Raw genomic sequence first — 14,453 nt, forward strand, 5'->3', positions numbered from 1 at the left:
CCTGGGCGTCTCAAGGCGAGATCTGGCGACGCTGCTTCGCGACCTCGGCACGGACCGCGAGCTCGAGGTGGTCGAGCCGGAACCATCGCCGTCCTCCCGCCAGTGTCGACGGCAGCCGCCCACGCACGGCACGCGCCCGCAGGGCCACCACCGAGCACCCCAGGACCGCCGCTGCGGCGGGCGCCGGTAGCCACTCGTAGTCGTCGTCCGGCGGCAGTGGACCGAAGCGCGGCTCAGACCTGCTGGCCCGGCGTCGCTCCCGCTCGTGTTCTGCCTGCGCCCGCTGCTCTCGCAGCTGCAGTACCTGGTCTCGCGACAAGCTCGGCCGCGCCCGCCTCGGCATGAGGTCACCCCGACGCACGATCTTCGGCACCAAGCTGACGTGTACCCCGAGCAGTCCGGCGGCCTCTCGCTGCGTCACCCACTCGGACATGGTCAGAAGGCTAGCTCCGGAGCGGGATCCTGACTGCGACCAGAGCCAGCCCGCCGATCCCGAACACGAGCGTCGCGTCGCGCCGCGCATCACGACGGCAGACTGGTCGCCTGCGGGCGTCAAGGGTTCGTTCGGCGACATCGCGTTGAGGCTTGGGCGCGATTCAGTCGTCATGGTTGATCGCTCAGGGGCCTCGTGCGTACCTAGGTGACCAGGAAAGCGAGGTGGACCCATGAGCCATTGTCCAGCCGAGAACCCGATCCCCGGAGTTGTCACCTTCACCGCCCGCGGCAACGCCGCCCTCGATCAGCTGGTCGAGGCACTGGTGGCCGAGTGCGACGGCTCTGCCACGAGCATCGCCGATCTCCTCGAACAGGTGCTGGAAGCCGACATCGAGGACCTGGCCGACTCCCTCAGCCAGAGCGCCCAGCCGGCGCAGCCCGCGAGCCTCGACGTCGATGAGCTTGAGCCGTCGGCCGAGAGCCCCGACGACGCGGCGCGTCGCCGGCTCTCGACCCGGTCGCCGTTGGCGGGCGGCAATCCCAACGCACCCGGCACGGGCATCCCGCGCTGACGGGCAAGACTAAAGGGTTTAAAGGACGCTAAAGCTCGGGCGATATTCAAAGCGTTCAAAGAGGTTGATACGTGTCTGGTGTGAACCCCTTCACCTCGACGTCGGGACCAGTCCGCCTCTGCTGGTCGGCCGCGATACCGACCTGGACGACTTCCGCGAGGGGCTTCGGGGAGGCCCCGGATCGCCTGAGCGCGCCACGTTGGTCACGGGGCTGCGCGGCACAGGGAAGACGGTCATGCTCAACGCCTACGAGGACGTGGCCGGCGCGGAAGGCTGGCTGGTGATCTCCGAGACCGCGACGCCGAACCTCATCGACCGGATCACCCATGAGCACCTGCCGCGCCTGCTAGTGAAGTCGATCCTCTCCAGACCGAGTCGCGCGTGACCGGCGTCTCGCTCCCGGGCGGGTTCGGCGCCGACCGCGAGGTCTCCGAGCGCCATACTCCCCGCCCGGGGCTGCGGTCCCAGTTGAACTTGCTGACCGACCTCTTGGCCGAGCGAGGCGGCGGTGGTGTCCTCATCACCGTCGACGAGGTCCACCGCAATGGCCTGAACGATCTACGCGAGCTCGGAACCACGATCCAGCATGCCTTCCGCGAGTGCCGCAACGTCGCGTTCGTCGGGGCCGGCCTGCCCTCCGCTGTCGACGACCTGCTCTCCGATGAGGTTTCGACGTTCCTGCGCCGCGCCGACCAGCGCCACCTCCGCACGGTCCGGCCCGAGGACGTCGCCGCGGCGATCGCCGTGCCCGTCCGTGATGCCGGCCGAGACATCACTCCTGGCCCTGCAGGTCGCCGTGGCCGGAACCGGCGGCTACCCCTTTCATGATCCAGCTCGTCGGACAGCACGCCTGGCGGGCCGACAGCACCGCCGCGACCATCGACGTCGACCAAGCTCGCCGCGGCGTCGACCAGGCGCGCCGCAAGGTCGGGCAGCTCGTCCACGCCAGCGCTCTGGCCGACCTTTCCGCCGTCGACCGCTCCTTCCTCGCCGCCATGGCCCACGACGACGGCCCGAGCCGCATGGGCGACATCGCCTCCCGCCTCGGCGTCGACGCCACCTACGCCAGCCAGTACCGGCTGCGACTGATCGCCGCGGAGGTGATCGAGCCGCGCGGCCACGGACTGGTCGACTTCACCCTCCCGGGCCTGCGCGACTACCTGCGCGAGCATGCGGCGAGCAGCCACTGAGGCCCGACGACCTGCGGCTTCCACCGGCCACCTGATCCGCGCCAAGCCGTCTGGAACAGCAGATGAGGGCAACTTCCAAGCCCGCCCGAGAACCACAGCGGATGGATTGTCGAGGAAGTTCCTGATCAGCGCGCGTGCCGCCGCGGTGGAGCGCTGCTCGTCGCTGGCCTGGGCTCATTTGTGTGGGACCGAGCCTGAACGATCCCCTTCCCTCTCGCCTGCCATCCCGCGGATCCGGAGACTGCCCCACTTTCGACGGTGCCTCCCGGCGAGTGGATCGTGGCGATGGCGGATGCTGTGCTGCAGGCCTCGGTTGTGGCGTCGCCCGCGGAGCGCAGCGCCTCGGCAACGGGTTGGGGGAGCGGCACCAGGCGTTTGGCGAGAATGTCGGCTGGAGAGACCCAGACGACGTCGCCCTCGGTCGGTGGGGTGGCCAGCCCGGCCTCGACGTCGTTGTGTGCTCGGCGGGATAGGGCGCGGGCTGGACCGACGAGGTTGGGTGCGTCTGCCTTCTCGGCTACGACGTGCGCGAGCTCGGACCCAGCCTCGATCGCGCGGAGCGTGGCCATGGTGGCCTGGGGGAGTCCTGGCCGGGTGGCGATGACCTGCGGTGTCGCCAGCGTGGTGGTGGCGTGGGTGATCTGGCGGTACGCGGCGCGGACCTCCGCGGCCGCGCGGGCCAGTGGGTCCTCGAGGCGGGCACCTGACGGAGCGAGGTCGCCCCAGCGGCTGGCCAGGTTGCCCCAGGCGCGGCCTGCTTCGGCGATTGCGGGCACCAGGCGGTCCGAGGGCACGAGGATGCCGGCGGTGGCGGCCGCATCGACGAGCACAATGCTCGCGCCGGCGATGAGTCCCTGGGTGCGGGTGATGAGCAGGACGTTGGCCGGCTCGATGTGGTGGGCGAGGGCGCGGTGGGACTGGATGTCCCAGGTGGCCAGCGCCTGGGCGAGACGGCCGGGATCGTCAACGGGCCGGATCGCCTCGCCGGCGAGGGCTTGGGCGAACCGGTCGGTCAGGTAGCCGCGTGCGGTGTTCTCGCACCCGGACATGCGGTCGACCCAGACCCCGGTCGGCGCGACTGCGTAGGGGGAGTGGTGCTGGGCGAGCTGGACGCGGCGACCTGACCCGCGGACGTCGTTGACGCGATCGCGTCCGTTGTCGTGCAGGGCCACGTTGACGGCGTGGGCGGTCAGATAGAGCCCGTGCATGATCCTGGTCCGGGCCGCCTCGAGGTCGCGGTGGGCGTCGGGCTGCTCGTGGGGGACCTGGGAGCCGTAGCGGCGCACCAGGGCTGCGGCCTCGAGCAGTGTCTGGGTCATCTGGTCGACGCGGGGGTCGGTCGGTCCCTGACCTGGCCAGGCCGTCCGGCCGGTCAGGCTGGCCTCGATGGTCGCGGCGTGCGCGGAGAGGCTGGTGATCGGCCGATCGCGCTCGTCGACGCCAGGTCGACGCCCGGGCAACGAGGCCCACAGATCCTTGGCGGCCGCGACCATCGTCGGCCAACTCCGCAGCAGCGTGCCGGCGTCGTCGCCTCCGACGTCCATGAGCAGCTGGCGAGCCAGATAGTCGACGTCGAAGAGCATCTCGCCGACGCTGCGTACGTCGCGCGAGGTCATCGGGATCTGGTCGGCGTCGAAGAGCTCCTCGTCGATGTCGGCGTACGCGAGGCGCAGGTCAGTACCCATTTCAGTAGCCAAGGCCGCCCGCTTCCCGGATGAGGTCGCACAGGTCGACGACCAGCTGCGAGCCGTGGACGAGGTCCGGCTGGTGCAGCGGTAGCGGGCGGGTCAGCTCCTCGGCCGCGGTGAGCAGCTGCAGGGGCGTGCGCTCCTCGAGGTCGGGGAGCGGTTCGACGTCGGGCAGCTCGTAGTCGTCGGGCAGCAGGGCGCTGGCCTGGGAGTGCGCGAGGTAGACACCCAGCCCGAGGTCGTGGAGCGGGGAGTCGGGGGCGGCCTCGTCGGCGTCGCTCCACACCTGGGCAGCGGCCTGGTGCAGCAGCTGCGCGATCGAGCCGAGTCGGTCCCAGGTGCCGTCAGCGTGGAGGGTGTCCACGGGTGTTCCTTTCAGTCGGAGGTCGGTCTGGCCCAGTAACCCACGTCCCGGCTGCGGCCCGCTGCGCCGAGCGGCGGGCTGTGGATAACTCAGGGTGCTGTCGGCACCTGGGCACAAACTGGTCTCGTTCGCCTATGTCGTTCGGCGGTTGCCGGACGATCACCGCGATCAAAGTCAAGAGATCCGCACTAGTGCTGCAAGATGGAGGAGGGTCGCGAGATGAGGTTCCCTATCACCGTGCTGAGAGCCGTGACGCTGGCGCCGGCACTGCTGGTGAGCTTCGTCCTCACCGTGGTGGTGTGTGCTCTGCTCCCGCCGGCGTTGGGCCTGGTGGCGTTCATGGCTGCTGGCGGCGTGCTGGTCGCGCTGGCGCTGGGGCAGCTGCAGGAGCCTGCGATCGCGGCGTTGACCAGGTCGCGGCCGGCGACGGAAGCCGATTTCCGGGTGATGGCGCCGGTGTTGGCCGAGCTGGGCAGCCGCGGTCTCGACGTCGGCGCGCTGTTCGTGCGCCGGACCCAGCGACCGAGCACCCCGGTGGCGACGGCGATCGGCCGGCGCACCGTGGTGGTCAGCCCTGGGCTGGTCGAGGCGACGTACCGCGGCGGTGTGACCGGCGCGGAGGCGGCCGCCGCGCTGGCTCACGCGGTCGGCCGGCGGCAAGCGATCCGGCCGCGTCTGGAGCTCGCACTGCTCGCGGCGACGACGCCGTGGCGGCTGATGGTCGCGACGTTCCGCGGCGTCGGCCGGGCCTTCGCCTGGCTTCCGTTCATGCGGTTGGCCTGGACGCTGCGCGGCGCCGTGGGGGTGATCTGCGTGGTGCAGTCGGTCGCCGAGGACCGGGCCTGGGCCGGTCTGCTCGGGGCCGCGGTCATCGCGCTGACCTATCTGGTGCCGGCGGCCGGCCGGCGGATCGAGCTCCACGCGGAGGCCGAGGCCGACCAGTTCGTGGTCTCGCTCGGCTTCGGTCCCGTGCTGGCAGGTCTGCTGCGGCGATACGGGCACCCGATGACCCTCGAGCGGATGCAGCGCCTGGAGACCGCCGTGCAGCCCCAACGGCCGCAGCTGCACCTCGTGCACCGCTGGGCATTTTCGCGTTCTACCGGTCCTCTTCGAAGGCGCATGTGGAGCGGTGCGCAGGCAGTCGCGGCCGTCTCCCAGGTCGACAGGGTGTTTGCCCAGGGAGCTCCTGGGGCAGGGTCGAACGCACCGGACAGATTAGGCCCTCCATCTCGGGGAGAACACGTTGCGCATCACACCCGTCCTCACGTGCACAGCACTCGCCACAGTGCTTGCAACTACCGCTCTGGCGCCATTCAAGCCAGCGGCCGCCAGCGCCCAAGGGGGCCGGGCTAGCGGCCTACAACGACTGCTGTCGCACGACGGCGGACAGATCCTGGCCTGCCGCGCCAAGTCCAGCTCCGGGTTCATCGAAACCAGATGGGCCATCAGAAACACCCGCGACAACGACGTCGTCAAGGCCACCGTCAAGCAGCGCGCCATCGACTTCAGCGGAAACTGGAGCGAGTGGCACCTCCCCTACTCCAAGACTGGGTGGATCAACCCCGGCGTCACCCGCAACATCTCGAAGACCAGCAGCAGCGACCCGACCTGGGCAAACCACCAAACTCGCGTCACCCTCACCTCACGCGCCTCCGACACAAGTAGAAACCGCGTCTTCACCTGGAACGACCTACCCCGCTGCTGAAAGCGCGTCGCACCCCGTGTAAGGGGCGATCGCCGTCCGGCCGCGAGCGCGAATCCGACGCCAACCGGCACGGCAGAGACGTCGAAGCATGTCCTTGACTTGAGCGAGGACCCACCCCAGGCGCAGTTGGTCGGGCCATTGGCGTGAACCCGCGTGAATTCAACAACTTCGAGCACGGGCGCGCTCGCCTCCCGACTTGCTGTCGTGTCTGGCGACGGCCGCAAGTCGGACCGCTCCCCGTCGACAGGGGGAGGCACGCCGACGGGGGATGGGCGCACCACGGGTCGGCGGGGAGCGGCGGGCGCTACCGTAGCGGGCCTGACGACTCGCGATCCATGACGGCGAGCCCCGTCGTCATGCTGGAACGACTGAGCCTCAGACGCGGAAGCGCGTCAAGCGTCGCGCTGAGGGAGTGCAACGACGTTCGCAGCCACGAGACCGTCGCCGTCGGTGAGTTCGACCACGGGGCGCAGGTGGTCCTGATGGACCCAGCCGAGCATCTGCATGCCGGGGCCGACGTAGTAGTTGCACATGGCCCACCAGTCGCCGGTCTCATCGTCGACGGCCCAGGCGCGGAGGAGGCCGCTGTGCTCACCGGCGTGCTCCTGGTCCTCGGCGAGCGTCACTACGACGTCGCGCTGCCCCCAGCCGTGGAAGGTCTGTGTGATGCGCCTGGTCATCGAGCCAGTGTGCATGGACCGTCGGACAGCGCGAAAGACCCTGTGCCTGCTTGTGGGTGACGTCCGCTAACGGGACGCAACCGGATGGCGAGGAACGATCTCGTTCCTTTGTCAAGAGAAGACCACGTTCCCCATCCCGCGCAGCTCGGACCTGCCGCTCTCAGGGACGACGAGCGGCTCGTACGGCAATGTCGTACAGCTCGGCGATGTCGGCACGCCCTCGTAGGCGCACCCATTCCTCAGTCGCGGCCTGCATGCACGTGATGCCGGCGGCCGCGATCGCGCGCGCCTCGAGCGCACGGTGGGCAGAGGCCGGGAGTCGCGGCTCGATCAACGGGGCGAGCAGCTCCCGATGTGCCGCGACGATGCCGCTACTACCGCCGTCTGGCGCCGTGACGATGTGCGCGATCCCGACGAGCAGATCGACGACCACTATCAGCAGTCCTACGACGATCACAACGAGAAAGACCTTCATGGTGACTAGTGCTTCGTGGCGAAAGGCCCGAGGGAGTTGAGGTCAAGGCGCAGTGACTCCGCCATTGCCCAAGCGTTCGGAAGAGTGAAGACGTCGGCTCCGCCGAGGCGGTCCTTCCAACGGGGGACGATCTCGTCGGCAGTTTGCGCGGCGACAGCGTCGAGGTACGCACGGAAGACCGCCCAGGCGTTGTCGGTGTCGACGGGTGCCATCGTGCTGGCAAGGTCAACGCTGGACAGCGCTGCCTCAGCGGTCGTCCGGAGGTCGGTCATGTACTCGAGCTGCACGCGAACGTCTTCCGGGGTGCCGGTTCGGGTCACGTGGCCGCTGACAAGGTGGTCGAAGTCGTAGGCCAGCGCCTGCTCGTGAACCTGGATGTACCCGGGCACGAAGGCGGACAGGGCGAGGTTGGAGAACGGCACCCAGCCGGGAAAGATGACATCGACCAACATCAGCACTCTCTGGTTGGGGGCGTGGATGAAGCTGTTGCCCTCGCTGTGGTTGGGACCGGGGTAGGACAGGCGCAGGGTGTGGTCTCCGGCGTCGATGGTTGCGTCGTCGTCGAACACGTTCGTCGCCAGTGGGCGGTGCGGGTCGGCCAGCAGCTCAAGTCGCTGCGCGGTGGCGCGTTGGGCGTAACGGACTGCCTGCTCGGGGTAGATGGACATCGCGCCGCAGTGGTCGGAGTGGTGGTGGCTGTACACGACGTGTGTGATCGGCTTGTTCGTCACGCGGTCGATGGCGCGCAGGATGTTGTGTCCGAGGGTCGGAGGAGCGTCGACGGCGATGACGCCTTCGTCGGTGACGACGAACATGGTTTGGTAGCTCCCGTCGCCGATCCAGAAGATGCCGTCAGCAATCTCGTCGAGTACGTATCCCTCCTCTGGTACCTCGGGGCCTTTCGCATTCTCGGGAACCGGCGCGGTGGGACGAGACCGGTGGTGCTCCGCATCAAGCGAGAAGCGGGCTTCGGCGGTCGTGCCCGGCTCTCGCGTTGTGGTGGTTGACATGAGTCCTCCAATTGTTGGTGTTCTTGTTGACTTGGTAATTGCATCGGGGGTCGGGCGGTGCGGCCCAGCCATCAGGCAACGGTCGACGCCGCTGGTGCGGCATGTTCCTGGCGGACCTGCGCGGCCAGGTCCCGAATGGCCAGCAGGAATGCTTCGGAGAACGTGGGGAATGGCTGGATCACGTCGATCAGCACCACGATGGGGATGCGGGCATGGATGGCCAAGGTCGCTTGTTGCAGCCACTCGCCGGCCTCGGGCCCGACGGCGTAGGCACCGGTCAGGCAGGCGCCGTCCGACACGAGGGTGAGGAAGCCCGCGCCGGCGGCATAGTCCTGGGCGTAAGTCGCGGTGCGGGCGACTCCCGCCAAGGAGATCGTGACCTCGAACGCTCCTTCGCCGTCGCCGACGGCTGCCGCTTGGGGGTCGGTGAAGATGACGCGTGGCACGGCCTTGTAGTGGGCGTACCTGGTGTGGCCGAGGATGTTGTCGGCCACGACTCGGCCCTGGTACTTGCCGACATGGGTGAGCTGCCAGATCCCGGTCACGTCGCCGACGGCCCACAAGCCGGGGCCAGCGGCCAGTCGATCGTCGACTTGGATCCCGCGAGGGCTCGGTTTGATGCCGACCGACTCGAGGCCGATGCCCGCGGTGCGAGGGCGGCGTCCGGCCGCGACCAGGAGCCTGTCACCGGTCACCTGGGAGCCGTCCGGGAAGTCCAGGATGTACTCGTCGTCCGCCATCCGAGCATGGGTGGCCGGCTGGCCGAGCTTGAGCTCCACGCCGTCGGCGCTCAGAGCTTGACCGATCGCTTCGCCGAGGGGCCCTGGCTCGCCGGGCAACACTCGGTGGCTTCTCTCGATGAGTACCACGGAGGACCCCAATCGAATGAAGGCCTGCGCCATCTCGACACCGACTGGCCCCCCGCCCAGGACGAGCAGCCGGTCGGGTACTTCTTTGAGAGCGGTGACCTCACGGTTGGTCATCAGGCCGGGCAGGGCAGCCAGCCCGGGGACGGGGGGAATGGCGGCGGCAGACCCGGTGGCGATCACGATGTGGTCGGCTGTGTAGGTGGTCCCGCCGACCGAGACAGTGTTCGGTCCAGTCAGCCGTCCCTCTCCACGCTGGACTGTTAGTCCAGCGCTGAGTGCCCATGACTCCTGCCCCGCGTCGGAGTAGTCCGACACCATGAAGTCGCGATAGGCGAGGGCCGCGGCTGCGTCGATGGAGCCAGTGACCGCTTCACGGGCACCTGGCACCTGGCGTGCCGCAGAGAGCGCCTCACCGGTGCGGAGAAGAGTTTTGGTGGGTATGCAGGCCCAATATGAGCACTCGCCGCCCATCAGTTCTCGCTCGACGATGGCCACGCGAAGCCCTCCGCTGGCGATGGCTGCGGCGCAGTGTTCTCCGGGGGATCCAGCGCCAATCACGATGGCGTCGAAGTCCCTGTGGGGACCGCTGACGTGGTCGCGCCCCAGGTCTCGTGCCGATGCCTTCTTTGCCATGGTGTCCTCTCCTGGGGCCGAAAGTGGGTTCATCGGCGGTCGAGCGTTGTGAGCGTCACGCTCCGGGAGCGGGGCGCCGTCAGCAAACCGCTACGGCCACGGGGCCACGCCTTTGAGCTGCCGGCTCAGTCTGCGAAAACTGAGGGCGAGTTCGCGCCCGGGAGCTCCCGGGTCCGCCCCCGGGAGGCCGTGATCGAATGGCATAGCCGGGGCTGGCCGTGTGGCACGCGTCCGCTGTGCTGACCGGACCGTAATGTGTTCATATCCGTCGTAGCGGGGCGTCTTGGACCAGAGGTGTGTGCCGTGAGGTACATGGCGCGCGGGTCGGCGTACGCACGGTCGACCGTCGCGGGGTAGCCGGACCGGGCGAGGTGCGGTGCCTGGGGTGGGGGAGACTAGGCCACTTCAGCACGTGATTCGACCGTCGGCTCGGGGATCCCGCCGCGGGAGGTTGCGGAGCTCGTCGCGGAGGCCCCCGCCTTGCTGAGGCTGAGCGCAGTGATGACCAAGCTGGCGTGGCTGAATGCCTGGGGGGTGTTGCCGAGATGACGTGCCGTCGAGGGGTCGTACTCCTCGCTCAGCAGGCCTACGTCATTGCGCAATGAAAGCAGGCGTTTGAAGAGCTCGGTGGCCTCCTCGGTACGGCCTTGACCCTGCAGAGCGTCCGCCAGCCAGAACGACGCAGCCAGGAAGGCGCCTTCACTGCCGGGGAGCCCGTCAACGTTGTGCCCCCCGTCGGTCACGGCATATCGCAGTACGAGCCCGTGAAGTGTCAGATCACTTTGGATCGCGTCAACGGTGGCCATCATCCGGGGGTCGTCCCAGGGGAGGAAGCCGTAGTGCGGCATCAGGAGCACGGCGGCATCGAGGCGCCGGGAGCCGTAGGACTGAGTGAACGCACGCCGTCCCGGGTGGTATGCCCGGTCGGAGATCTCTTGCGCGATGGTCTGACGCAGCGCCTTCAACCGCCCCAGGTTCTCCTGATCGGGCTGCTGCTGCTCGAGGTGTTTCACGGCCCGGTCGACACCGACCCAGGCAAGGAGCTTGGAGTGCGCGAAGTGTCGCCGGGGTCCGCGGACCTCCCAGAGTCCGTGGTCGGTTTCGCGCCAGTGGCTCTCAATGTGGGAGAGCAGGGCCGCTTCCAGCTTCGCTTGCTCCGGAGCATCCGGTACGCCGGCGTCTCGGGCTGTCGACAGGATGTCGAGAACCTCACCCCAGACGTCATTCTGCTGCTGAGTAGCGGCGGCGTTCCCGACACGAACTGGTGTGGAGTCGGCATGTCCGGGTAGCCAGTCCAGGGTCTGCTCGGGGAGGTGTCCGGCGCCGTCGACTGAATACATGATCTGCATGGCAGATGGGTCGTCCATTACGGTGTGCACCAACCAGTCGCGCCATGCTTCGGCTTCCTCGAGGTGGCCGGTGGAAAGGAACGCCTTGAGGGTGAAGGTGGCGTCGCGCAGCCAGGAGTAGCGGTAGTCCCAGTTGCGGGTCCCCCCGACCAGCTCGGGCAGTGACGTGGTGGCGGCCGCGAGGATGCTGCCGGTGGGCGAGTAGGTGAGGGCCTTGAGAAGGATGAGGGACGCATTGACCTCTGTCTCCCAGCGACCGGCATAGGTCGAACGGCCGACCCACTCGGTCCAGAAGGTCGCCGTGTTGATCATCGCGGCTTCAGCGTCGGGATTCGTCTGGCTGGGCTCGCCTGACGTGTTGTAGACGAGTGTGAAGGAGACTCGGTCCGCCGCGGAGACGGTGAAAGTGCCCGTCCAGGCAGCGTTGGTTGCATTCAGAGGAACATCGCTCGTGAGCCACAGTTCGTCGCTGCCGGCCGTAGCGACCAGACAGCCGAGAGTGCTGCTCAGCGTAGGAGCGTCCTTGCCGTAGCCCATCCGCGGTGCGATGTGGGTTCGCATCTCTACGGTGCCGACCAGCCCATCCACGATCCGGACCACCATAGGTGTGGAGGAGCCGGGGACCATGAAGTCGGTGATCCTTACGACACCATCAGCCGTGGTCCACTCCGTCTCAAGCAGGAGCGTGTTGGTCTGGTACCGGCGTCGGCTGCAGATCCCTTGGCCCGCGGGGGCAAGGCGCCACTGGCCGTGCTGGGCCTCTCCGAGGAGCGACGCGTAGACGGCGGGAGAGTCGAAGCGGGGAAGGCTGAGCCATTCAATCGCGCCATCCAGCCCGACCAACGCCGCCGTACGTAGGTCGCCGATCAGGGCGTAGTCCTCGATGTGACGTGGCATGGCAGGTGCTCTCTCGCTGGGTTCATGGCCAAGCTCAAGCGTCGTCGGTGGAGGGCGTGGTCGCGTCCGGAATCTCCCTGGTGGACCCCCGGGTCAAAGGGAGTTCTGGGTCATCCGCCGACGTCTCGCGGTCGAACGGCACTGGCACTGCCAGGACGGCCGAAGAAAAGCTCGGGAGGGCGCCCGCTACGAGAAGTCCGGTGGGTCGCGAGGCCTGAAAGCGGGTGCCGGTTTGACGGCTCTTCGCAGTTGAGGGTGTAGTCCGGTCGGCGCGTCGGTGGCCGGGTAGGGGTCGAGGTCTCCCGAGGATGGAGGTGGCTATGATCTCGGGCTCGAAGTGCTCGGGCAGCGGTTGGAGCCCGATCGGGCGATTCTCCTGTGCCGGGTTGTCGAGCCCGACAGATGGTGTCGTCGCTGCGGATGCCAGGGCGCGGCCAGGGACACGGTGGTCCGGCGGTTGGCGCACGAGCCGTTCGGGTGGCGGCCCACGGTGTTGGAGGTCAGCCTCCGCCGATACCGGTGTAACGCCGCCTCCGACGACCGGAACACGGACCGACGACGCGCCGCGAGCCGTCAGTCGCCGACGCTGCCGTCGATCATCTCGCGCAGGATGTCCGCGTGGCCCGCGTGCCGGCCGGTCTCCAGGATCACGTGCAGGTACACCCACCGCAACGTCAGCTCCCTGCCCCGCGGTGCGTAGTCGAGGCTGTGCTGGGCGGCGATCTCGCGGGAGCGGTCGCACTCCGCCTGGTAGGCGCCGATGACGTCGTCGAGCTTCTCGTTCGGCTCCAGCCGCAGGTCGGCCTCCGGGTCTGCGTCGGTCCACGGCGGCGTGGGCAGCTCCGCGGCGGGGATCTGCCCGATCTGCTCGGCGAACCCGCCCAGTTCCACCCACCGCAGGTGTTTGATCAGGCCGCCGAGGTTGGTGCCGGTCGGCACCGGGCTGCGCCGGGCGTCCTCCTCCGACACCCCGCGGGCCTTGCGCACGACGGCGTCGCGCAGGTAATCCAGGAACGTCTCGAGCTGCTCGCGCTCGCTGGCGGCGACCACGCTGCCGAGGATCTCACTGGGTCTAGTCATGGCCGGAACGTAGCACGCGGGCCGACCCTCGCACCGGGGGCTATTTGGGCTCTTCGCAGTCGCAGTTGAGGGTGTAGTCCGGTCGGCGCGTCGGTGGCCGGGTAGGGGTCGAGGTCTCCCGAGGATGGAGGTGACTATGCCGTCCATCTGGAAGACCTCGACGTGTCTGACGCTACCTTCGCCCGCCCTGACCTGACCACGTTCGCTCGTCTTGATGATCTCGGGCTCGAAGTGCTCGGGCAGCGGTGGAGCCCGATCGGGCGATTCTCCGGTGCCGGGTTGTCGAGCCCGACAGATGGTGTCGTCGCTGCGGATGCCAGGGCGCGGCCAGGGACACGGTGGTCCGGCGGTTGGCGCACGAGCCGTTCGGGTGGCGGCCCACGGTGTTGGAGGTCAGCCTCCGCCGATACCGGTGCACCGGGTGCGGTCACGTGTGGCGCCAGGACACGTCGCGGGCCGCCGAGCCGCGGGCGACGCTGTCGCGACGTGGCCTGTGGTGGGCGCTGGAAGCCCTGGTGTGCCAACACCTGAGTGTCGCCCGCGTCGCCGACGCTCTGGGGGTCTCGTGGAACACCGCCAACGACGCGGTCCTGGCCGAGGGCCGCCGGGTCCTGATCGACGATCCGCACCGCTTCGACGACGTGCAGGTCATCGGCGTGGACGAGCACCTCTGGCGGCACACCCGGCGTGGCGACAAGTACGTGACCGTGATCATCGACCTGACGCCGATCCGCGACGGCACCGGGCCGGCGCGGCTTCTGGACATGGTCGCCGGCCGCTCCAAACAGGCGTTCAAGGCCTGGCTCGCCGAACGGGACAAGTCCTGGCGCGACAATATCGAGGTCGTCGCGATGGACGGGTTCACCGGGTTCAAGACCGCCACCACCGAAGAGCTACCCGAGGCTGTGCCGGTGCTGGACCCCTTCCACGTCGTCCGTCTGGTAGGCGACGCCCTGGATCAGTGCCGGCGCCGGGTCCAGCAAGCCACCCACGGGCACCGAGGCCGCACCGGCGATCCACTGTATGCCGCGCGACGCACCCTGCACACCGGCGCCGACCTGCTCACCGAGACCCAGCAGCACCGGGTGACGGAGCTGTTCGCGGCCGACGCCCACGTCGAGGTCGAAGCCACCTGGGGCATCTACCAGCGGATGATCGCCGCCTACCGTGAGCCCGACCGAACCCGGGGCCGCGAGCTGATGAGGCAGTTGATCGAGTCGATCAGCCGAGGCGTCCCCAGCCCGTTCAGCGAGATCATCACGCTCGGCCGCACCCTGACCAAGCGCGCCGCCGACGTGCTCGCGTACTTCGACCGGCCCGGCACATCCAACGGCCCCACCGAAGCGATCAACGGCCGCCTCGAACACCTCCGCGGCTCCGCCCTCGGCTTCCGCAACCTGACGAACTACATCGCCAGATCACTACTCGAGACAGGCGGCTTCCGACCCCAACTACACCCTCGATTGTGAAGAGCCGGTTTGACTACCGACGATCCTTCTCGTCCAC

General features: G+C 68.5%; 14 protein-coding genes and 2 pseudogenes. 7 read left to right on the top strand and 9 right to left on the bottom strand.

All coding sequences use genetic code 11. From position 1 onward, the window contains the following. Positions 1-10: 10 nt before the first annotated feature. Positions 11-433, bottom strand: a complete 423-nt coding sequence (locus J3P44_RS19065; protein WP_255892047.1) for a hypothetical protein — start codon at positions 431-433, stop codon at positions 11-13. A gap of 232 nt (positions 434-665) precedes the next feature. Between J3P44_RS19065 and J3P44_RS19070 the strand changes: the two genes are divergently transcribed. The 4 genes from J3P44_RS19070 (at position 666) to J3P44_RS19085 (ending at position 2,197) form a co-directional block, all read left to right on the top strand. Then, positions 666-1,007, top strand: coding sequence for a hypothetical protein (locus J3P44_RS19070; protein ID WP_255892048.1), 342 nt, complete (start codon positions 666-668; stop codon positions 1,005-1,007). A 64-nt stretch (positions 1,008-1,071) separates the two neighbouring features. Then, on the top strand, positions 1,072-1,392 hold the full coding sequence (locus J3P44_RS19075; protein ID WP_255892049.1) for an ATP-binding protein: 321 nt from the start codon (positions 1,072-1,074) through the stop codon (positions 1,390-1,392). Further along, positions 1,389-1,835 carry a hypothetical protein gene (locus J3P44_RS19080; RefSeq protein ID WP_255892050.1) on the top strand — a complete coding sequence of 149 codons (447 nt, stop codon included), beginning with the start codon at positions 1,389-1,391 and terminating at the stop codon, positions 1,833-1,835. Before J3P44_RS19075 ends, J3P44_RS19080 begins: the two co-directional genes overlap by 4 nt. Then, entirely contained in the window at positions 1,832-2,197 is a 366-nt protein-coding gene (locus J3P44_RS19085) for a DUF8462 domain-containing protein (RefSeq protein WP_255892051.1), read from the top strand. Before J3P44_RS19080 ends, J3P44_RS19085 begins: the two co-directional genes overlap by 4 nt. Positions 2,198-2,322: 125 nt before the next feature. Here the strand turns inward: J3P44_RS19085 and J3P44_RS19090 are convergent, their stop codons facing one another. Both J3P44_RS19090 and J3P44_RS19095 read right to left on the bottom strand, forming a co-directional pair. Then, positions 2,323-3,882, bottom strand: coding sequence for a hypothetical protein (locus J3P44_RS19090; RefSeq protein ID WP_255892052.1), 1,560 nt, complete (start codon positions 3,880-3,882; stop codon positions 2,323-2,325). 1 nt (position 3,883) lies between these two features. Then, on the bottom strand, positions 3,884-4,249 hold the full coding sequence (locus J3P44_RS19095; RefSeq protein WP_255892053.1) for a hypothetical protein: 366 nt from the start codon (positions 4,247-4,249) through the stop codon (positions 3,884-3,886). 219 nt (positions 4,250-4,468) lie between these two features. Here J3P44_RS19095 and J3P44_RS19100 point away from each other — a divergent pair, with 219 nt between their 5' ends. After that, positions 4,469-5,602 (top strand): M48 family metalloprotease, encoded by a 1,134-nt coding sequence (locus J3P44_RS19100; RefSeq protein ID WP_255892054.1) that lies wholly within the window; start codon positions 4,469-4,471, stop codon positions 5,600-5,602. A gap of 744 nt (positions 5,603-6,346) precedes the next feature. On the opposite strand, the gene J3P44_RS19105 is transcribed toward J3P44_RS19100, so the two are convergent. The 5 genes from J3P44_RS19105 to J3P44_RS19125 all read right to left on the bottom strand — a co-directional run bounded on the left by J3P44_RS19105 (position 6,347) and on the right by J3P44_RS19125 (position 11,867). After that, positions 6,347-6,634 carry a hypothetical protein gene (locus J3P44_RS19105; protein ID WP_255892055.1) on the bottom strand — a complete coding sequence of 96 codons (288 nt, stop codon included), beginning with the start codon at positions 6,632-6,634 and terminating at the stop codon, positions 6,347-6,349. Positions 6,635-6,794: 160 nt separating this feature from the next. Continuing rightward, complete coding sequence (locus J3P44_RS19110; RefSeq protein WP_255892056.1) at positions 6,795-7,109, bottom strand: hypothetical protein; 315 nt, start codon at positions 7,107-7,109, stop codon at positions 6,795-6,797. 5 nt (positions 7,110-7,114) lie between these two features. Then, positions 7,115-8,191: an MBL fold metallo-hydrolase gene (locus J3P44_RS19115; protein WP_255892057.1), complete on the bottom strand. Its 1,077-nt coding sequence runs from the start codon at positions 8,189-8,191 to the stop codon at positions 7,115-7,117. Next, positions 8,191-9,621 (bottom strand): dihydrolipoyl dehydrogenase family protein, encoded by a 1,431-nt coding sequence (locus tag J3P44_RS19120; protein WP_255892059.1) that lies wholly within the window; start codon positions 9,619-9,621, stop codon positions 8,191-8,193. The genes J3P44_RS19115 and J3P44_RS19120 overlap by 1 nt, the downstream gene beginning before the upstream one ends. A 395-nt stretch (positions 9,622-10,016) precedes the next feature. Then, a complete protein-coding gene (locus tag J3P44_RS19125) occupies positions 10,017-11,867 on the bottom strand; it encodes a glycoside hydrolase family 15 protein (protein WP_255892061.1) in 1,851 nt (616 codons plus the stop codon). Positions 11,868-12,189: 322 nt separating this feature from the next. Here J3P44_RS19125 and J3P44_RS19130 point away from each other — a divergent pair. After that, positions 12,190-12,391, top strand: a pseudogene (locus J3P44_RS19130) (ISL3 family transposase); the annotation flags it as partial. A gap of 49 nt (positions 12,392-12,440) precedes the next feature. Here J3P44_RS19130 and J3P44_RS19135 read toward each other — a convergent pair. Continuing rightward, on the bottom strand, positions 12,441-12,947 hold the full coding sequence (locus J3P44_RS19135; protein WP_015882578.1) for a DinB family protein: 507 nt from the start codon (positions 12,945-12,947) through the stop codon (positions 12,441-12,443). Positions 12,948-13,109: 162 nt separating this feature from the next. Between J3P44_RS19135 and J3P44_RS19140 the strand changes: the two are divergent. Next, positions 13,110-14,416, top strand: a pseudogene (locus J3P44_RS19140) (ISL3 family transposase). Positions 14,417-14,453: the final 37 nt, after the last annotated feature.

Origin of the sequence: Nocardioides astragali (assembly GCF_024436375.1) — a bacterium.
Lineage (GTDB): Bacteria > Actinomycetota > Actinomycetes > Propionibacteriales > Nocardioidaceae > Nocardioides > Nocardioides astragali.